Below are 19,003 nucleotides of genomic sequence, written 5' to 3' on the forward strand. Positions count from 1 at the left end.
GCCCCCAATGTGCTCCCTTTCCCCCTCTCCCTCTGGGAGAGGGCTGGGGTGAGGGGCTTTTGACCTTGATCTGAAAATTTACAGGCTGAAACGCCCGACCATGTTGTTCAGATCCAGCGCCAGGCGCGACAGCTCGTTGCTCGCCGCACTGGTCTGATTCGCGCCGGTGGCCGATTGCACCGAGAGGTCGCGGATGTTCACCAGGTTGCGATCCACTTCGCGGGCCACTTGTGCCTGCTCTTCGGCGGCGCTGGCGATCACCAGGTTGCGCTCGTTGATCTCGACGATCGCGGTGTTGATGGTGTCCAGCGACATCCCGGCACCACGGGCAATATTCAGCGTCGACTCGGCGCGCTCGGTGCTGTTGCGCATCGAGTCCACGGCGTGTTCGGTGCCGCTCTGGATGCTGCCGATCATGCGTTCGATTTCGCTGGTCGACTGCTGGGTGCGATGCGCCAGGGCACGAACCTCGTCCGCCACCACGGCAAAACCACGCCCGGCTTCACCGGCACGCGCCGCTTCAATCGCCGCGTTCAGGGCCAGCAGGTTGGTCTGATCCGCCAGACCACGGATCACGTCCAGCACCTTGCCGATGTCGCGGGATTCATTCGCCAGATCGCCGATCAGGGTCGCGGTGCTCTGCACGTCGGCGCTCATGCGTTCGATGGCGCTGACGGTTTCCTGTACCAGGTCACGGCCATCGCCGGCCGAGGTGGTGGCGTTCTTCGAGGCTTCCGAAGTGCTCACCGCATTGCGCGCGACTTCTTCCACGGCGCTGGTCATCTCGTTGACGGCGGTGGCGGCCTGCTCGATTTCGTTGTTCTGCTGGGTCAGGCCACGGGCGCTTTCGTCGGTGACGCTGTTCAACTCTTCGGCAGCGGAAGCCAGTTGCGTGGCCGAGCCGGAGATGCGCTGCAGGGTGTCGCGCAACTTCGATTGCATCTTGGCCATGGCCGCCAACAGACGTCCGGCTTCGTCGGTGCCGTCGACGTGGATCGGCTGGGTCAGGTTGCCTTCGGCGATGGTTTCCGCCGCGTCCAGCGCTTTGGAGATCGGCTTGGTGATGCTGACGGTCAGCAGCCAGGCGAACAGGAAGGTCAGACCGGTGGCGATGACCAGCAGGGTGACCACCAGATTGAACGCCGAGGAATACTGGTCGACCGCCTCTTGATTGGTCTGGCTGATCTGCTCGCCGTTGATCTGCATCAGGCGGTTGAGCACGGTGTTCATCGCTTCGGAGTTGTTCAGCAACTCGGTGTTGAGCAGGTTGCGCAGCTCATCCACCTGATTGTTGCGCGACAGGGTTTTCATCCGGTCTTCGATCTGCCGGTACTGGCCCAGCAGCTGCACATATTGATCGTAGGCCGCGCGTTCCTGCGGGCCGCTGATCAACGGTTCATAGGCCGATTGGGCGGCGCGGATCTGCTGGTTGCGGGTGTCCAGCAGTTCCATGGTCTTCTGTTGCACGTCCGGCTCGCGGTTGACCAGCAAGCGGTAGGACAGCACTCGCAGGCGCAAGGTCAGTTGGGTGAACTCGTCGAGGTTCTTGATGCTCGGCACACTGCTGTTGGTGATGTCCTCGGCGGCGCCGCGGATTTTGCTCATCTGGTTCAGGGCGAACACGCCGAGAATCAGCATCAGGCCGCCGATCAGGGCGAAGCCGGTAAACGCCCGGGGGGCGATATTCATGTTGCGAAGGGACATGGCGCGGATACCAAAAAGGGCCGCATCCATGCGGGCTGAGACTGCTGTATGGATGACTTATCGGTCATACGACTAAAGTCTTGAGGCACTGTGCGTATTTGTCGCATATGGGGCTGAGCGACGAAGTGCAGGAACCAGATCGGCAGATCACAGTCTTTTAAACTCGCGAGAACGGTCGGCCACCAGGAAAATCAAGGCCTTGCGCCGGTATAACCCTGGCATCCGCAGTGACTTTTCTTTATCGTACGCGCCCTTTGAAAAACGCTTGGAAGATCAAAATGTTGGAAGCATCCCTCAGCCAATTGGAACAGCTCGTCAGCGACCTGGTGCAACAGAACCAGACCCTCACGCAAACCAACCAGACCCTGTCCACGGAACTGGCCCAGGCCAAGGATGAAAACGAAAGCCTGCAACTGAGCCTGATGGAACAGGAAGAGAAGCACGGCGCCACCGCAGCGCGCATCCAGGCCTTGGTTGATCGCGTCAACGCAGGTCCTGTCAGCGCATGAACCACGGCACCGCAGGGGTAAAAGTCATCTCCATTCTCGGGGAGGACTATTCGATCAAGGCACCGGCCGGGGAAGAACAGACCCTGCTGGATGCCGCACTGATGCTCAAGGCTGCACTGGCCGACACCAAACGCAAATACCCAACGCTGATCGGTGACCGCTTGCTGGTGCTGGCCGCGATGAACCTGTGCTCGCAGCAGATCGAAATGAAGAAGCAGCATCAGGAAGAACTCGACCGTTACCAAGAGCAAGTCAGCGCCACGGTCGAAACCATCGCCAAGACCATCAATCAGGGTTGATGGGGTTGCGCACAACCAAAGAATAGATTGTCGATCGGGTTGTATACAATCGGCACGGCTGTTGCATTGTTTCGGCCACTTATTCTTTGGGGGTGCTCCATGCAGTTGTGGCGACGCAGTATTCAATGGCAGCTGATTCTCAGCATGGGCACCGCCCTGCTGGTCAGTATCCTGATCGTGGTTGGCATTTATACCCTGGTGGTCAACCGCCTCGCCCAGAGCTATCTGGTCGAACAAGCGCTGCCGTCGAGCATCGAAGCGACGCGCAACGACATCGAACGCATCCTCGTCCAGCCCCTGACCGCCGCCAAAGACATCGCCAGCAACAGCATGGTGCGCGACTGGCTGGCCTCGGGTGAAGACAGCAGCAAAACGGCGGCCTTCGCGCAGTATCTGGAAGGCATCCGCGCCGAACATAAAGCCTTCACCGCGTTGATCATCGGCACCGACTCCAACCACTACATCACCGAAAAAGGCCTGGATCGCACCCTCAGTCGGGCCAAACCGGCCGATGCCTGGTTCTATGCCTTCCTCGACAGCAATCAGCCGCGCACTCTGAACATCGACAACGATGGCGCCACCGGAGAATTGGCACTGTTCATCGACTTGAAGGTCGAGCAGGCCGGCAAAGTGGTCGGCGTCGCGGGGCTGGGCCTGAGCATGAAAGAGCTGTCGGAGCTGATCCACAACTTCAGCTTTGGCGAGCGCGGCAAGGTCTATCTCGTGCGTTCCGACGGTTTGATCCAGGTCCATCCCGAGGCGCAATTCAGTGGCAAGCGCACCCTCACGGAGCAGATTGGTGCGTCGGCGGCGCAAGCGGTCATGGGTCAAAAAGTCGCCGCTAACAGTTCCTTCCAGCGCGATGGCGAAGACTTCCTCGCCTTCAGCCTGCCGCTGCGCGATCTGGGCTGGACGCTGGTGGCCGAAGTGCCGCAGGCGCAGATCTACGCCGCAGCCCGCAAGGCGATGTGGATGAGCGGCGGCATCGGTCTGGCGGTGGCACTGGTGTGCCTGGCGCTGGTGGTGTGGCTGGCCCAAGGGCTGGTGCGACCGATTCGTCAGGTAACAGCCGCGCTGGTAGCAATCGGTAGCGGCGGTGGAGATTTGACCCATCGGTTAGATTCCAGCCGCGCCGATGAACTGGGTGATCTCGCGCGCGGCTTCAACCGCTTTCTCGACAGCCAGCGCGGGATGATCGGCGAAGTGCTGACCACCAGCGAACGTCTGCGCACCGCGGTCGGCCAAGTGGCGAAAGTGGTGGAGAACACCGCCGAACGCTCCGGCCGACAGCAAGAAATGACCGACATGGTCGCCACGGCCGTGCATGAGATGGGCCTGACCGTGCAGGAAATCGCGCAGAACGCCGGCAACGCCGCGCTCGCCTCGCAAACCGCGCGGGATGAAGCGCTGCAGGCGCGGGAAGTGGTCGGCGGCTCAATCCGCCATATCGAAAGCATGTCCGACGAGATCGGCCTGGCGGCGGGCGCGGTGGGTGAGCTGGCGCATCAGGTGGCGTCGATCGATTCGGTGCTGGCGGTGATTCGCGGGGTGTCCGAGCAGACCAACTTGCTGGCGCTCAACGCGGCGATTGAAGCGGCGCGGGCTGGAGACATGGGCCGTGGGTTCGCCGTGGTAGCGGATGAAGTGCGCACCTTGGCGCGCAGGACGCAGGCGTCCACCGACGAGATCCAGCAGATGATCGGCAGCCTCAAGCAAGGCGCGGAGAACGCAGTGTCATCAATGCGCACCGGGCAGGCGGCGACCGGCACCGGGGTTGCGTCGAGCCAGCGTACCGGCGCGTCGTTGACCGCGATTACCGGGCAGGTCGAGCGTATCAGCGACATGAACCATCAAGTGGCCACGGCCACGGAAGAGCAGTCGGCAGTGACCGAGGAGATCAACCGCAATGTGCAGGGGATTTCCGATCTGGCCCGGGCCACGGCGGGTGAGGTTCGAGCGTGTCGCGAGGATTGTCAGATGTTGCAGAAGCTGGCGGATGATCTGGCGCGGCAGATGGGTGGGTTCAAGCTGAGCTGATGTGTTGTCAGTTCGGGCCTCTTCGCGGGCAAGCCCGCTCCCACAGGTCTTGTGACAGGTCACTTAATATGTGAACGCCACAGGACCCTGTGGGAGCGGGCTTGCCCGCGAAGACGGCATCAGCAGCGACAAAAAATCCGGATCAGAACCACGCATCCTGCATCGCCAGACACGTATCATCCCGCACCTCCAGCAACGCCAGCTCATGCTGACAACCCGGCACTTCCCATGTCAGGAAGTACCGCGCCGCCTGCAACTTGCCCTTATAGAAGTCGGCATCCGCCGCATTGCCCTTGGCCAAGCCTTCCTCCGCGCGAATCGCCTGCTCCAGCCAGCGCCAGCCAATCACCGTGTGCCCGAACACTTTCAGGTACAGCGCCGAATTCGCCAGGCTGCTGTTGACCTTGCCCTGCGCCAGATCGGCCAGCAGGCCGATGGTGACTGTTTGCAGGCGAGCCACCAATTGCTCCAGTGGCTCACGCAGTGCGGTCAACGATTCGTACGCGGTCGCGCGCTCGGCAGTGTTGGCGATCAGGCGGATCAGTTGCTTGAGCCCAGCGCCGCCGTTCTGCGCCAGTTTGCGCCCGAGCAAGTCCAGCGACTGAATGCCGTGGGTGCCTTCGTGGATCGGGTTCAGGCGGTTGTCGCGGTAGTACTGTTCCACCGGGTATTCGCGGGTGTAACCGTGACCGCCGAGAATCTGGATCGCCAGTTCGTTGGCCTTCAGGCAGAACTCCGACGGCCAGGATTTGACGATCGGCGTCAGCAAGTCCAGCAGCTCGTGGGCCTGTTTGCGCTCTGCTTCGGTTTCCAGCGTGGTGGTGTCATCGAACAGCCGCGCCGCGTACAGACCGAGGTCAAAGGCCCCTTCGACGTAGGATTTTTGCGTCAGCAGCATGCGTCTGACGTCCGCGTGCTGAATGATCGCTACCGGCGCGGTGCTCGGATCCTTGCTGTCCGGCACCCGACCCTGCGGGCGTTCCCGGGCGTATTCCAGCGAGTACAGGTAACCGGCGTAGCCGAGCATCACCGCACCCATGCCGACGCCAATCCGCGCCTCGTTCATCATCTGGAACATGTAGCTCAAGCCATGGTGCGGCTTGCCTACCAGATAGCCGACACACTCGCCGTTATCGCCGAAGTTCAGCGCGGTGGAAGTGGTGCCGCGCCAGCCCATCTTGTGGAACAACCCGGCCAGCAGCACATCGTTGCGCTGGCCGAGGCTGCCGTCATCGTTGACCAGAAACTTCGGCACGATGAACAGCGAAATGCCTTTAACGCCCGCAGGCGCATCCGGCAGCTTGGCCAGCACCATGTGCACGATGTTTTCCGACAGCGGGTGATCGCCGCCGGAAATGAAGATCTTGTTGCCCTTGAGCCGATAAGTGCCGTCGGATGCCGGCTCGGCGCGGGTACGAATATCCGACAGCGACGAGCCGGCGTGCGGTTCGGTCAGGGCCATGGTGCCGAAGAAGCGGCCGTCGATCATCGGTTGCAGGAAACGCTGTTTCTGCTCGTCGCTGCCAAAACTTTCGATCAGGTTGGCCGCGCCCATGGTCAGGAACGGGTAGGAAGTGGTCGCCGCGTTCGCTGATTGAAAGTGGGCAAAGCAGGCTTGCGACAGTAGCGTCGGCAGTTGCATGCCGCCGGCTTCGAAGCTTCGCGCGGCATTGAGGAAACCCGCCTCGAGGAACGCGTCCACCGCCGGTTTCACTTCCGGGATCAGAATCGCCTGACCGTTCTCGTAGCGCGGCTCGTTCTCGTCGCCCTTGCGGTTGTGCGGCGCGAAGTATTTCTCGGCAATGCTGCGCGCGGTGCCGATGGCCGCGTCAAAGGTCTCGCGGTTGTGTTCGGCGAAGCGCTCACGCCGGGTCAGGCCCTCGGCATCGAGGACTTCGTACAGCTCGAAAGCCAGATTACGGGAACTGAGCAGCGTCTCGGACATGGCGGCCTACCTGAAAATTGGGGTTGGGCCGAGTCTAGGCTTGCTGATAAAGGCTGAATACGATGATTGATGGCGGTGATGTCAGGGCCGAGCACCGACTTAACAAACACCCCAAAACAACTGTGGGAGCGGGCTTGCTCGCGAATGCGGTGGATCAGTCACTGGAGATGTCGACTGACACAACGCCTTCGCGAGCAAGCCCGCTCCCACATTGGGATTTGATTGTCAGGCAACCATCGCGGTTGCCTGACTTCTCGGGTTTAACCGATAGTCATCAAGCTCGCATTACCCCCCGCCGCCGCGGTGTTGACGCTCAACGCCCGCTCGATCACCAGACGCTCCAGTGCGATGTTGGTCTCGCCCTGGGACAAGCCCTGAACGCCAACGATCGCACCGGCACGTTTGGCAATCTGCTGGCAGACACCACGCAACTGGTCGGAATGGCCGTGATGCAGCACGGCATCAAACACCACTTCATCCTTGTGCCAGTCGGCAACCCGTTTGATCCGCGCCTGAACTTCCTTCGGCAGGCGTGCGAACAGGGCCTTGCTGATGTCGGACTCCGGCCATACCGCCGAACCGCCGACAGCCAATACCGCCGCCAGTTGGGTCAGCAGATCGCCTTCGACGTCCGCCAGGCACAGCACGTGTTCACGCGGCAGGATCGCGTAGCTGTTCTTCTCGCCGGTCGGGCCGGCCAGCACGCGGGTGATGCCGCTTTGCGATTGCGCGGCGTACTGCACGCACAGGGTGCTCAGTTCGGCGTACTGGTTGCTCTCGGCCCAGGCCTTGAAGGCGTTCAGCGGTTTGCTCATGGCATCACGCAGACGCACGTCCGGGGCGACGGCTGCATCACCGCGAGCGAAGGATTGTTCGATCGCGTCAGTAGGACGGGTCGACAGCAAGCGGTACAGGTACAGCGGACCACCGGCTTTCGGGCCAGTCCCAGACAGGCCTTCGCCGCCGAATGGCTGCACGCCGACCACGGCACCGACGATGTTGCGGTTGACGTAGACGTTACCGGCGTTGACGTTGTCGATCACCTTGGCGATGGTCTCGTCGATGCGGGTGTGCACGCCGAGGGTCAGGCCATAACCGGAGGCATTGATCTGGCCGATCAACTGGTCGATGTCCTTGCGCTTGTAGCGCACCACGTGCAGCACCGGGCCGAAGATCTCGCGTTGCAGCTCGTCGAAGCTTTCCAGTTCGATCAGGGTCGGCATGACGAAGGTGCCGCGTTTGACTTCTTCGCTGTCGGCGATAGCCACCTGGTACACGCTGCGACCTTTATCGCGCATGGCCTGGATGTGCTTGTCGATACCGGCCTTGGCTTCGGCGTCGATCACCGGGCCAATGTCCACGGACAGACGCTCAGGGTTGCCGAGACGGCTTTCAGCCATCGCGCCCTTGAGCATTTCGATGACGCGGTCGGCGGAATCTTCCTGCAGGCACAGTACGCGCAGGGCCGAGCAACGCTGACCGGCGCTGTCGAAAGCCGAGGACACCACGTCGATCACCACTTGTTCGGTCAGTGCCGAGGAGTCGACGATCATCGCGTTCTGCCCGCCGGTTTCGGCGATCAGCGGAATCGGACGGCCCTGGCTGTCGAGGCGACCCGCGATATTGCGTTGCAGCAGGCGCGCAACTTCGGTGGAGCCGGTGAACATCACGCCTTTGACGCGCTCATCACCGACCAGACCGGCACCGACGGTTTCACCGCGACCCGGCAGCAGTTGCAGCACGCCTTCGGGAATCCCGGCTTCCAGCAGCAGGCGCACGGCTTGCGCGGCGACCAGCGGAGTCTGCTCTGCCGGTTTGGCCAGGACCGGGTTACCGGCGGCCAGTGCGGCAGCGACCTGACCACTGAAGATGGCCAGCGGGAAGTTCCACGGGCTGATGCACACCACCGGGCCCAATGGGCGGTGGGCGTCATTGCTGAAATCGTTGCGCGCCTGCACTGCGTAGTAACGCAGGAAGTCGACCGCTTCGCGGACTTCGGCGATGGCGTTGGCGAAGGTCTTGCCGGCTTCACGGGCCAGCAGGCCCATCAGTGGCTGGATCTCGCCTTCCATCAAGTCAGCGGCACGCTCCAGAATCGCCGCGCGCTCGGCCGGCGGGGTGGCCTGCCAGATCGGTGCGGCGTTAAGGGCGCACTGGATCGCGTTGTTGACATCTTCGACGGTGGCTTCCTGCACGTGACCGACCACATCGCGGTGATCTGCCGGGTTCAGCACCGGTGCCGGCGCTTCGTTGCTGGAAGCGCAACCGAGCATCGGCGCGGCTTTCCAGTCGTTGTGCGCGGTGGCGAGCAGGGCGCAGGACAGCGAGGCCAGACGATGTTCGTTGGCCATGTCGATGCCGCTGGAGTTGGCACGCTCGGAGCCATACAGGTCACGCGGCAGCGGAATGCGTGGGTGCGGCAGACCGAAACCACCTTCCACGGTCGCCATCTGCTCGATCTGGGCCACCGGATCGGCCACCAGATCCTGAATCGAAATCGACTGGTCGGCGATGCGGTTGACGAACGAAGTGTTGGCGCCGTTTTCCAGCAGACGTCGTACCAGGTACGCCAGCAGGGTTTCGTGAGTACCGACCGGTGCGTACACGCGGCACGGACGGTTCAGCTTGCCTTCGGACACTTTGCCGACAACTTGCTCGTAAAGCGGTTCGCCCATGCCGTGCAGGCACTGGAATTCGTACTGGCCCGGGTAATAGTTCTGACCGGCAATGTGATAAATCGCCGACAGGGTGTGGGCGTTGTGCGTGGCGAACTGCGGGTAGATGACTTCCGGCACCGCCAACAGTTTGCGGGCGCAGGCAATGTAGGAAACGTCGGTGTATACCTTGCGGGTGTAGACCGGATAGCCTTCCAGGCCTTCGACCTGGGCGCGCTTGATTTCGCTGTCCCAGTACGCGCCTTTTACCAGACGGATCATCAGACGATGACGGCTGCGGCGGGCCAGATCGATCACGTAGTCGATCACGTACGGGCAACGCTTCTGATAAGCCTGAATCACGAAACCGATGCCGTTCCAGCCGGTCAGTTGCGGCTCGAAGCACAGGCGCTCGAGCAGATCCAGCGACAGCTCCAGGCGGTCGGCTTCTTCGGCGTCGATGTTCAGGCCGATGTCGTATTGCTTGGCGAGCAGGGTCAGCGACAGCAGGCGCGGGTACAGCTCATCCATCACGCGCTCGTACTGTGCACGGCTGTAACGCGGGTGCAGGGCCGAGAGCTTGATGGAAATGCCCGGGCCTTCATAAATCCCACGACCGTGGGAGGCTTTGCCGATCGAGTGGATGGCTTGTTCGTACGACGCCAGGTACTTCTGCGCGTCGTGTTCGGTCAGCGCCGCTTCACCGAGCATGTCATAGGAGTAACGGAAGCCCTTGGCTTCGAACTTGCTCGCGTTGGCCAGTGCTTCGGCGATGGTTTCGCCGGTGACGAACTGCTCGCCCATCAGGCGCATGGCCATGTCGACGCCTTTGCGGATCATCGGCTCGCCGCTCTTGCCGATGATCCGGCTCAGCGACGAAGTCAGGCCGGCTTCGTTGTGGGTCGATACCAGTTTGCCGGTCAGCAGCAGACCCCAGGTCGCGGCGTTGACGAACAACGACGGGCTGTTGCCCAGGTGCGGCTGCCAGTTGCCGGTGCTGATCTTGTCGCGGATCAGTGCATCGCGAGTGCCCTTGTCCGGGATGCGCAGCAGCGCTTCGGCCAGGCACATCAGGGCCACGCCTTCCTGGGACGACAGGGAAAACTCCTGCAGCAGGCCCTGAACAATGCCTGCACGACCGCCGGCACTTTTCTGGTTACGCAGTTTTTCCGCAATCGACGCGGCGAGTTTGTTGGTGGCTTCGGCCATCGGTGCCGGCAGGCGCGCCTGCTCGATCAGCATCGGCACCACTTCCGGCTCCGGGCGACGGTAAGCGGCGGTGATCGAAGCGCGCAGTACCGATTGCGGCAGGATGCTTTCAGCGAATTCGAGGAAGCACTGGTGGGCGTGATCGTTCTGGACTTCACCGGCGTCGTCGGCGTCCTTGGTGGTCAAACCGTTCAGCTCGGTCAGGGTTGCACCACCCTCGAGTTTTTCCAGGTAATTGAAAATTGCCTGCTTGATCAGCCAGTGCGGGGTGCGATCAATCGAGGTCGCGGCAGCCTTCAGGCGCTCGCGGGTCGGGTCATCGAGTTTGACCCCAAGGGTGGTGGTAGCCATATTTTTATCCTCATGGTTGCCACAGTTGCGTGGCATCAGCTGGCGGCAAGATTAGCCGTGCGCCGGAAGAGGTGCAACCGGGTGCAACCCTTTTTTGTCGGAAAAATAAACGCTTCGTCAGGAATTATTTTCTGGTACTGAAGTGCCGCTCTGGCTTGGTGCTTTTGCTTCTAGCGAAGCGCCTGGACTGCGCTAAAAGGGAGCAAAAACCGCGTATTTATCGGCATATCCGACTGGGTGCAACTTAATTGCCAGAAACTGGTTGCACCTTTTTTGCTTTGTTGCATAGCATTCGCGCCCAAGGTGCAACCGGGAATACCCGGTGCATCGGCTGGTGGCTTTCCTGGGGAAACATCAGTCCTAAATGCGCGGGATCCCGTTTCGTCTGCCAAACGTCGTCGTTTGTGGACGATCAATCACCGCTGCAACATAAAAACAAAGCCAGGGCGTAACTTAATGAGCGTAAGCAATCCAACACTGATCACGTTCGTGATCTATATCGCAGCAATGGTGCTGATCGGCTTCATGGCCTATCGCTCCACCAACAACCTCTCTGACTACATTCTTGGCGGCCGCAGCCTGGGCAGCGTCGTGACGGCTCTGTCCGCCGGTGCTTCCGACATGAGCGGCTGGTTGCTGATGGGCCTGCCGGGTGCCATCTACATGTCCGGTCTGTCGGAAAGCTGGATCGCCATCGGCCTGATCGTCGGCGCCTACCTGAACTGGCTGTTTGTCGCCGGCCGTCTGCGCGTGCAGACCGAGCACAACGGCGATGCGCTGACCCTGCCGGACTACTTCTCCAGCCGTTTTGAAGACAAGAGCGGCCTGCTGCGCATCATCTCGGCGGTAGTAATTCTGGTGTTCTTCACCATTTACTGCGCTTCCGGCATCGTGGCCGGCGCCCGTCTGTTCGAAAGCACCTTCGGCATGTCCTACGAGACGGCGCTGTGGGCCGGTGCTGCGGCGACGATTGCCTACACCTTCGTCGGCGGTTTCCTCGCGGTGAGCTGGACCGATACCGTACAAGCCACGTTGATGATTTTCGCGCTGCTGCTGACGCCGATCATCGTGCTGCTGGCCACCGGCGGCGTCGATACCACGTTCCTGGCCATCGAAGCCCAGGATCCAAGCAACTTCGACATGCTCAAGGGCACCACCTTCATCGGCATCATCTCGCTGATGGGCTGGGGTCTGGGTTACTTCGGTCAGCCGCACATCCTTGCGCGTTTCATGGCGGCTGACTCGGTGAAGTCGATTGCCAACGCCCGTCGCATCTCCATGACCTGGATGATCCTGTGCCTGGGCGGCACCGTCGCCGTGGGCTTCTTCGGCATCGCCTACTTCTCGGCGCACCCGGAAGTGGCCGGTCCCGTGACCGAGAACCACGAGCGGGTGTTCATCGAACTGGCGAAAATCCTCTTCAACCCGTGGGTGGCCGGTGTCTTGCTGTCGGCGATTCTCGCGGCTGTGATGAGCACCTTGAGCTGCCAGTTGCTGGTGTGCTCGAGCGCCCTCACCGAAGACTTCTACAAAACCTTCCTGCGCAAATCCGCTTCCCAGGTTGAACTGGTCTGGGTCGGCCGCGCGATGGTGTTGCTGGTGGCGCTGATTGCTATCGCCATGGCCGCCAACCCGGAAAACCGCGTGCTGGGCCTGGTGTCCTACGCCTGGGCCGGTTTCGGTGCCGCTTTCGGTCCAGTGGTGCTGATCTCGGTGATCTGGAAAGACATGACCCGCAACGGCGCGCTGGCCGGCATTCTGGTCGGCGCCATCACCGTGGTGGTGTGGAAGCATTTCGAGGTGATGGGACTGTACGAAATCATCCCGGGCTTCATCTTCGCCAGCCTGGCGATCTACATCGTCAGCAAGCTCGGCGCGCCGACCGCTGGCATGGTGCAGCGCTTCCAGGCCGCGGAAAAGGATTTCCACCTGAACAAGTGATGCACTGAGCTGCGGCTCACAGGAAAACGGCCCGCGTCCTACAAGGAGGCGGGCCGTTTTTTTTGCCTGCAATATCCCTGACTCAGCATAGATCCCCTGTGGGAGCGGGCTTGCTCGCGAATGCGGTGGGTCAAATGAAATCAATGTCGACTGGCACGGCCCTTTCGCGAGCAAGCCCGCTCCCACAGTTGTTCGGTGGTGATTTTGAGAGGGTTGTCTGTAGTCGGATACACCGATTTGCGAAGGCTTTTTCGCCAGAAAAAGTAGGGAAAATCTGATTTTCCCGTCACCCAACCAACACCCCTTGCCCCTCATGCAGAATCGCCCGCCCTCATTCTGCAGAGAGACATCGGATGTTCGCGCCTGCCAATCAACCGCGTTTTACGTTGACCCTCGAAGGCGCCCAGCATGACCTCAAAGTCCTTGAGTTCACGGGCAAGGAAGCCATCAGCCAACCCTTTCGTTTCGAGCTGGAGCTGGTCAGTGAGCGCCCCGATCTGGATCTCGAAAGCCTGCTGCACTGTCCGGCGTTTCTTGGCTTCGATGCCGATGGCAGTGGTATTCACGGTCAGATTTATCGGGTCGGGCAGGGCGATTCCGGGAAACGTCTGACGCGCTATCACCTGAGCCTGGTGCCGCGTCTGACCTACCTCGGTCACCGCATCAACCAGCGGATTTTTCAGCATCAGACGGTTCCGCAGATCGTCGCGCAGATCCTCAAGGATCACGCAATCCTGCGCGATGCCTTCGAGTTCCGCCTCGGCAGCGATTACCCGGTGCGTGAATATTGTGTGCAGTACGCCGAGAGCGATCTGGCGTTCATTCAGCGGCTGTGTGCCGAGGTCGGTATTCATTACCACTTTCAGCACAGTCCCGAAGGCCACGTGTTGGTGTTCGGCGACGATCAAACGGTGTTCCCGCGCCTGGCCGAGCCGACGCTGTATTTGCCGGGCAGCGGCATGGCGTCGGCGGCGCCGGCCATCAAGCGCTTCAACGTCCGGGTGGAGACTCGCACCAGCGTGGTCACCCGGCGCGACTACAACTTCGAAAAGCCGCGACTGCAACTGCAAAGCCGCAGCGACAGTGAGCAGCGCCCGGTGCTCGAGGACTATCACTTTCCCGGCCAATTCAACGATCGAGAAACCGGCAGGCAACTGGCGCAACGTACGCTGGAAAGGCATGTCGCCGACTACCGTCAGGCTGAGGGCATCAGCGACGTATTCGCACTGGTTTGCGGACATTTCCTGCAACTGAGCGAGCATCCGCGCCAGGACTGGAATGACCTGTGGCTGCTCACCGCCATCGAGCACCACGGCCGACAGCCGCAAGTGCTGGAGGAATCGGTGACCAGCGATGGGGAAACATTCCAGGGTTACCGTAATACCTTTCTTGCCACGCCGTGGGAGGTATTCTTTCGCCCGGCGTTGGGGCCGGAAAAACCGCGCATGCCCGGCTATCAACCGGCCGTGGTCACCGGGCCGCAAGACACGGAAATCCACTGCGACGAGTACGGCCGGGTCAAGGTGCAACTGGCCTGGGATCGTGACGGCGAGCTCAACGAGCATTCCAGTTGCTGGCTGCGCGTCGCCACGGGTTGGGCGCATGACCATTACGGCAGCGTGCTGATCCCAAGGGTCGGCATGGAAGTGCTGGTCGGTTTCATCGACGCTGATGCCGACAAACCGTTGGTGATGGGTTGCCTGCCAAACGCGGCAACTCCGCTGCCGCTGGACTTGCCCGCCGACCAGACCCGCAGCATCTTCCGCAGCCAGAGCAGCCCCGGTGGCGGCGGTTACAACGAGCTGCGCATCGAGGACAAAAAGGGCGCCGAAGAAATCTACCTGCGCGCCCAGCGCAACTGGACTCAGCATGTACTGCACGACCAACAGGTTCAGGTCGACAACCAGCGCAGCATCGTCGTCACCGGACTTGCCAGCCATGAACTCAAGGCTGACGAGCAGCGCATTACCCACGGTCAGCGCCAGACCGAAGTGAAACAGGATGATCACCTGACGGTGGTCGGCGACCGGCATATTCGCGTGAGCAATCAGGCCACCAGTGCCAGCGGACAAGTCCACCTCAGCGCCGGCCAGCAAGTGGTGATCGACGGCGGCGCGAGCGCGACGATTCAGGCGGGCGGGCAGTGGATCAGCATCGGCCCCGGCGGGATTTTCAGTAGCGTACCCATCCAGGTCGGTGGCGCGCCGATGGCCGCGATGAGCGCGGCACCGAGTGTGCCGGGGCTGCCGGCAAAACTTGCAGCGGCACCGGCGGCCATGCTCACCGCCGCACAAATCATGAGCTTCAAAGGTGATGCGCCATTCTGCGAAGAGTGCGAACGCTGCAAGGACGGTGTCTGTGCTGCCTGAGTGCCTCACGCCTTCAGCGTGGCTGGCGCGTGAACCGCTGAAATCTTCGGAACAACTGTTCGCGGTCTTGAGTAACGCCAGCGACGCCAGGCCTCCGTTGGTCGGACCCAACCCGATCTGGGCGGACACGATTTATGCCGAGTGGGATACGGTGATGCCCTTCGTGGGAATTGTCGCGGCGGACAGTGAGTTTCTCGATTGGGTAGCCTCTACCGAGTCTCGCGACTGGGGGTGGCTGGCGGTTTCTTCCGCGAGCCTGGAAGTGCTGGTCGAGCATTTTTGCAGCCTGACTCAGGTGCTGATGCCGGACGGCAAAGCGGTGTTTTTTCGCTTCTGGGATGGGCGGTTTTTGTTGCCGATCCTGCAGTCCGACGAAGTGCAATCTGCGCAGTTGATACCGGTGATCTCGCGCGGCTTGATCAATGGACAGGCCGTGGATATCGGGGGCAGGGCGCAGGTTTCGGGGCGGGTGTTTCCCTGGTGGAAGGTGCCTGAGTCTGTACTGGCTTCAGCAGGGAATGCAGTACGGATCGGCAATGCGCTGCAGTGGCTGAGCGAGGAGCATCCGGCGCTGCATGAGGCGTTTCCCGAGGCTGTGTTGCGCTGCAAGGTTCGGCAGTTTTTTCAGGTTTCAGCGTCGGAAGAATCGTCGCAATCGGCGTTATTGGCGTATTTGCAAGACGAAGCAGAGTGAAATTTCTGGGCGAAGGCTTCGGAAATTTCCCGCGAGTTGCGGCGGATTTCATGAACTGGTGGGCGTTGGGTAGCAGGGATAGTCTTTTCGTTGTCACCGCGAGAGTGGTGACAGGGTGTAGGAACCCGTTACCTATGGTGCATCAGCGCTGTTGATTTAATTGCGACATGTAACTTGTGCCAGCAATATCTTTAGCGGCGGCTGTGTGCGGGGCACGCTTTGGCGTGGCCGAATTCCATGGGTCGGTTCCTACTCCCGTTCACAGCTGCCACCCGATCCCGTAGGAAGGAGCGAGGCAGTTCATTTTCACATCCATGGTAGAAAATATGACGATGCTTAAACCCGACCCACCCTACGAAAAAATCATCCCCCATCCCGACAACCGCTTCATGGCCCTGACCGGCAACTGCAGCGACATGCCCACCCTGTTCGTCGATACCCACGTCCCCCTCGACATCCTTATGGACGCCGCCAACTACCGCATCCGCGCCGTGATCCAGGTGCTGGAAAACATGTGCATGCGCGGCTCGGTCGAGTGCGACTCGATCATCCTCAGCGACTTCGCCATGCTCTGCGCCATTCCACTGCGTGACGGTTGCGATGTGCTGGATGTCATCGGCAAACGTCTCGGCAACCTATCCCTGTAAGCCTGAGACAGTTTTTGTGGCGAGGGAGCTTGCTCCCGCTCGGCTGCGTAGCAGCCGTAACCAGGTAGTCGCGGTGTCAGACAGAATCCGGATTGAGGTCTTGGGTCGCTTCGCAACCCGGCGGGAGCAAGCTCCCTCGCCACAAAGGCTGCGATCTTTGGACTTTGACTCAATCTGCGATATACGCATCCTGAGTTTTGATAAAGCTGTCGAACGCCTCGGAGTTGTAGACCGCCAGGCATCCATAAAAAACGACTTTTCTGCTCGAGTGTTTGCTGTTCGAAGGTGTCTTTTCATAGGCTGCGAATACATAGTCTCGAGTTGCTTTGTACTGGTCGTGGAGGACTTGCAGCGTGTCTTCATTCTGCCGGATGGCGTGCATGCCGTTGCCCATGAACGAATAGGCATCGGCGGACAGTTCGATATCTTTTTCGAGTGCGGAGCGTTCGTTGAATGGCTCCAGGATGCATTGGCTCAGACCGTAGTTCTTGAGCATTTGGCGAGCCTGCGCAATGTGGTTTTCGCCCGCCACGGCGTGCATTGAGCTGATCAGGCACAGAGAGAAAACAAGTAGGTGACGCATGGGTTTGATTTCCTGTCGGCTATTAACTGCCAGTTGAGCGAGATATCAGACCTGTGGCGAGGGGATTTATCTCCGATGGGCAGCGAAGCGGCCCCAAGACCTGTCATCGCGGAGCATCAAATACAACGTGTTGACGGAATAGGGGGCTGCTGCGCAGCCCATCGGGGATAAATCCCCTCGCCACGGATATTGGGTCCGATTCTTAACGTGTGAGAGGCCGCTCGGCCGCCAACCCCTGACTTGCCGCCCGGTAAAAGGTAAACTTCACGGCCCTTCGCAGGAGCAGCCATGAATTATCGTCACGCCTTCCATGCCGGCAATCACGCCGATGTGTTCAAACACCTGACCTTGACCCGCCTCATCGCGCTGATGTCGCGCAAGGAGCAGCCGTTTGCCTATCTCGATACGCACGCCGGCATCGGTCTGTATGACCTGCAGGGTGATCAGGCCAACCGTACCGGCGAGTACCTGGAAGGCATCGCGCGTTTGTGGGATCAGCCGGATCTGCCGGCGCTGACCGCCGACTACATGAAGGTGCTGCACGAGATGAACCCGGATGGCCAGTTGCGCTACTACCCGGGTTCGCCGGAGCTGGCGCGGCGTCTGACCCGGCCGCAGGATCGGGTGATGCTCAACGAGAAGCACCCGGAAGATGGCGTGCAGCTCAAAGAGAACATGGCCGGCGACCGTCGGGTCAAGGTGCATCTGGGCGAGGGCTGGCATGTGGCGCGGGCGATGTTGCCGGTGCAGGAGAAACGCGCGGTGATGTTGATTGATCCGCCGTTCGAACAGCTCGACGAGATGCAAAAGTGTGCGGCGTCGCTGAAAGAAGCGATTGGCCGGATGCGCCAAACCGTGGCGGCGATCTGGTATCCGGTGAAGGATCAGCGTGCGTTGCGCCGTTTCTATCAGGATCTGGCCGGTACCGGCGCGCCGAAGTTGCTGCGTGTGGAACTGCTGGTGCATCCGCTGGATACGCCGAACAGCCTCAACGGCTCGGGGATGGCGATTGCCAATCCGCCGTGGGGGCTGGAGGAAGAATTGCGTGAGCTGCTGCCGTGGTTGTCGAAGAAGCTTGGGCAGACTCAGGGTGGGTGGCAGATGGATTGGTTGATTGCTGAAAGCTGATCAACTGTTTTAGCGGTGTCTGAACGGACGCCTTCGCGGGCAAGCCCGCTCCCACAAAGTACTGCGCCATTTTGAAGTCGGCGCTAAACCTGTGGGAGCGGGCTTGCCCGCGATGCTTTGGGGTTTAGTTACCCGCCAGGCTCGGTGGCATGCACACGCCGGTGCCGCCAATCCCGCAATAGCCCTCAGGGTTCTTCGCCAGATATTGCTGGTGATACGCCTCGGCGAAGTACACGGTCGGCGCCTGCTCGATCTCGGTGCTGATTTCGCCCAGGCCAGCCTTCGACAGTTCAGCCTGATACACCGCTTTGCTCTTCAGCGCCGCGTCCAGTTGCTCGGGCGAGGTCGCGTAGATCACCGAGCGGTACTGGGTGCCGATGTCGTTGCCCTGACGCATGCCCTGCGTCGGGTTATGCAGTTCCCAGAACATCGCCAGCAGCTCTTCGTAGCTGACTTTGGCCTTGTCATACACCACCAGTACCACTTCGGCGTGGCCGGTCAGGCCCGAGCAGACTTCTTCGTAGGTCGGGTTCGGCGTGTAGCCGCCGGCGTAGCCAACCACGGTGCTGACCACGCCTTCGCGCTGCCAGAAGCGGCGCTCCGCCCCCCAGAAGCAACCCAGACCGAAGATCGCAAAGTCGACGTCCTGAAAGAATGGGCCGAGCAAGGGAGTTTCTTCGAAGACGAAATGCTTTTCAGGCAGGGTCATCGCGGTTTCGCGGCCGGGCAGCGCTTGTTCTTTGGTCGGTAGCACGTTTTTGTTCACCAGAATTTCCGAGCGCAGAACCATGATCGTTCCTCTCAGTCAGGATGGGATGTAAAAAGTCAGACCGTCAGTGTGCCGAATGATGCCGGATTTCGCACTATTCAAATGTGGGAGCGGGCTTGCTCGCGAATGCGGTGTGTCAGTCGACATCAACATTGCCTGACAAA

13 protein-coding genes and 2 pseudogenes are annotated in these 19,003 nt (G+C 60.8%); 9 read left to right on the top strand and 6 right to left on the bottom strand.

All coding sequences use genetic code 11. From position 1 onward, the window contains the following. Positions 1–78: 78 nt before the first annotated feature. Positions 79–951 carry a methyl-accepting chemotaxis protein gene (locus AC27VU_RS17385; RefSeq protein WP_371917813.1) on the bottom strand — a complete coding sequence of 291 codons (873 nt, stop codon included), beginning with the start codon at positions 949–951 and terminating at the stop codon, positions 79–81. A 30-nt stretch (positions 952–981) separates the two neighbouring features. Further along, a pseudogene (locus tag AC27VU_RS17390) lies at positions 982–1,734 on the bottom strand (MCP four helix bundle domain-containing protein); the annotation flags it as partial. A gap of 248 nt (positions 1,735–1,982) precedes the next feature. Here AC27VU_RS17390 and AC27VU_RS17395 point away from each other — a divergent pair. The 4 genes and pseudogenes from AC27VU_RS17395 (at position 1,983) to AC27VU_RS17410 (ending at position 4,549) form a co-directional block, all read left to right on the top strand. Further along, positions 1,983–2,213 (top strand): hypothetical protein, encoded by a 231-nt coding sequence (locus AC27VU_RS17395; RefSeq protein WP_003220969.1) that lies wholly within the window; start codon positions 1,983–1,985, stop codon positions 2,211–2,213. Further along, positions 2,210–2,512 carry a cell division protein ZapA gene (locus AC27VU_RS17400; protein ID WP_003220971.1) on the top strand — a complete coding sequence of 101 codons (303 nt, stop codon included), beginning with the start codon at positions 2,210–2,212 and terminating at the stop codon, positions 2,510–2,512. Before AC27VU_RS17395 ends, AC27VU_RS17400 begins: the two co-directional genes overlap by 4 nt. A gap of 144 nt (positions 2,513–2,656) precedes the next feature. Beyond that, positions 2,657–3,682: pseudogene (locus AC27VU_RS17405) on the top strand (cache domain-containing protein); the annotation flags it as partial. A gap of 135 nt (positions 3,683–3,817) precedes the next feature. Further along, positions 3,818–4,549 (top strand): methyl-accepting chemotaxis protein, encoded by a 732-nt coding sequence (locus AC27VU_RS17410; RefSeq protein ID WP_420066382.1) that lies wholly within the window; start codon positions 3,818–3,820, stop codon positions 4,547–4,549. Between the two features lie 142 nt (positions 4,550–4,691). On the opposite strand, the gene AC27VU_RS17415 is transcribed toward AC27VU_RS17410, so the two are convergent. Together AC27VU_RS17415 and putA are read right to left on the bottom strand one after the other, a co-directional pair. Then, positions 4,692–6,494 carry an acyl-CoA dehydrogenase gene (locus AC27VU_RS17415; RefSeq protein ID WP_488724533.1) on the bottom strand — a complete coding sequence of 601 codons (1,803 nt, stop codon included), beginning with the start codon at positions 6,492–6,494 and terminating at the stop codon, positions 4,692–4,694. A 260-nt stretch (positions 6,495–6,754) separates the two neighbouring features. Next, positions 6,755–10,708 carry a trifunctional transcriptional regulator/proline dehydrogenase/L-glutamate gamma-semialdehyde dehydrogenase gene (putA, locus tag AC27VU_RS17420; protein ID WP_488724534.1) on the bottom strand — a complete coding sequence of 1,318 codons (3,954 nt, stop codon included), beginning with the start codon at positions 10,706–10,708 and terminating at the stop codon, positions 6,755–6,757. Positions 10,709–11,164: 456 nt separating this feature from the next. Between putA and putP the strand changes: the two genes are divergently transcribed. The 4 genes from putP to AC27VU_RS17440 all read left to right on the top strand — a co-directional run bounded on the left by putP (position 11,165) and on the right by AC27VU_RS17440 (position 16,359). After that, positions 11,165–12,649, top strand: a complete 1,485-nt coding sequence (gene putP, locus AC27VU_RS17425) for a sodium/proline symporter PutP (protein WP_258678044.1) — start codon at positions 11,165–11,167, stop codon at positions 12,647–12,649. Positions 12,650–13,002: 353 nt separating this feature from the next. After that, positions 13,003–15,018 (top strand): type VI secretion system Vgr family protein, encoded by a 2,016-nt coding sequence (locus AC27VU_RS17430; RefSeq protein WP_488724535.1) that lies wholly within the window; start codon positions 13,003–13,005, stop codon positions 15,016–15,018. Further along, positions 15,008–15,712, top strand: coding sequence for a DUF4123 domain-containing protein (locus tag AC27VU_RS17435; protein ID WP_488724549.1), 705 nt, complete (start codon positions 15,008–15,010; stop codon positions 15,710–15,712). Before AC27VU_RS17430 ends, AC27VU_RS17435 begins: the two co-directional genes overlap by 11 nt. 326 nt (positions 15,713–16,038) lie before the next feature. Then, positions 16,039–16,359, top strand: coding sequence for a hypothetical protein (locus AC27VU_RS17440; RefSeq protein WP_488724536.1), 321 nt, complete (start codon positions 16,039–16,041; stop codon positions 16,357–16,359). A gap of 169 nt (positions 16,360–16,528) precedes the next feature. Here AC27VU_RS17440 and AC27VU_RS17445 read toward each other — a convergent pair whose 3' ends face one another. Next, positions 16,529–16,942 carry a T6SS amidase immunity protein Tai4 family protein gene (locus tag AC27VU_RS17445; RefSeq protein ID WP_488724537.1) on the bottom strand — a complete coding sequence of 138 codons (414 nt, stop codon included), beginning with the start codon at positions 16,940–16,942 and terminating at the stop codon, positions 16,529–16,531. 288 nt (positions 16,943–17,230) lie between these two features. On the opposite strand from AC27VU_RS17445, the gene AC27VU_RS17450 reads away from it, so the two are divergent. Next, positions 17,231–18,070: a 23S rRNA (adenine(2030)-N(6))-methyltransferase RlmJ gene (locus AC27VU_RS17450; RefSeq protein WP_003220988.1), complete on the top strand. Its 840-nt coding sequence runs from the start codon at positions 17,231–17,233 to the stop codon at positions 18,068–18,070. A gap of 124 nt (positions 18,071–18,194) precedes the next feature. On the opposite strand, the gene msrA is transcribed toward AC27VU_RS17450, so the two are convergent. Beyond that, the gene (gene msrA / locus AC27VU_RS17455) at positions 18,195–18,860 is read right to left on the bottom strand and encodes a peptide-methionine (S)-S-oxide reductase MsrA (protein ID WP_003220990.1); all 666 of its coding nucleotides are present in this window, start codon (positions 18,858–18,860) and stop codon (positions 18,195–18,197) included. Positions 18,861–19,003 lie beyond the last annotated feature (143 nt).

It is taken from the genome of Pseudomonas sp. 14P5.3.2, assembly GCF_057799175.1.

Excerpts from the sequence above, each read along its gene's own strand:
- AC27VU_RS17400 (WP_003220971.1), top strand. The coding sequence starts at position 2,210 with ATGAACCACGGCACCGCAGGGGTAAAAGTCATCTCCATTCTCGGGGAG.
- AC27VU_RS17415 (WP_488724533.1), bottom strand. The coding sequence starts at position 6,494 with ATGTCCGAGACGCTGCTCAGTTCCCGTAATCTGGCTTTCGAGCTGTAC.
- AC27VU_RS17430 (WP_488724535.1), top strand. The coding sequence starts at position 13,003 with ATGTTCGCGCCTGCCAATCAACCGCGTTTTACGTTGACCCTCGAAGGC.
- AC27VU_RS17445 (WP_488724537.1), bottom strand. The coding sequence starts at position 16,942 with ATGCGTCACCTACTTGTTTTCTCTCTGTGCCTGATCAGCTCAATGCAC.
- putP (WP_258678044.1), top strand. The coding sequence starts at position 11,165 with ATGAGCGTAAGCAATCCAACACTGATCACGTTCGTGATCTATATCGCA.
- AC27VU_RS17395 (WP_003220969.1), top strand. The coding sequence starts at position 1,983 with ATGTTGGAAGCATCCCTCAGCCAATTGGAACAGCTCGTCAGCGACCTG.
- msrA (WP_003220990.1), bottom strand. The coding sequence starts at position 18,860 with ATGGTTCTGCGCTCGGAAATTCTGGTGAACAAAAACGTGCTACCGACC.
- AC27VU_RS17410 (WP_420066382.1), top strand. The coding sequence starts at position 3,818 with ATGGTCGCCACGGCCGTGCATGAGATGGGCCTGACCGTGCAGGAAATC.
- AC27VU_RS17385 (WP_371917813.1), bottom strand. The coding sequence starts at position 951 with ATGGCCAAGATGCAATCGAAGTTGCGCGACACCCTGCAGCGCATCTCC.
- putA (WP_488724534.1), bottom strand. The coding sequence starts at position 10,708 with ATGGCTACCACCACCCTTGGGGTCAAACTCGATGACCCGACCCGCGAG.
- AC27VU_RS17450 (WP_003220988.1), top strand. The coding sequence starts at position 17,231 with ATGAATTATCGTCACGCCTTCCATGCCGGCAATCACGCCGATGTGTTC.
- AC27VU_RS17440 (WP_488724536.1), top strand. The coding sequence starts at position 16,039 with ATGACGATGCTTAAACCCGACCCACCCTACGAAAAAATCATCCCCCAT.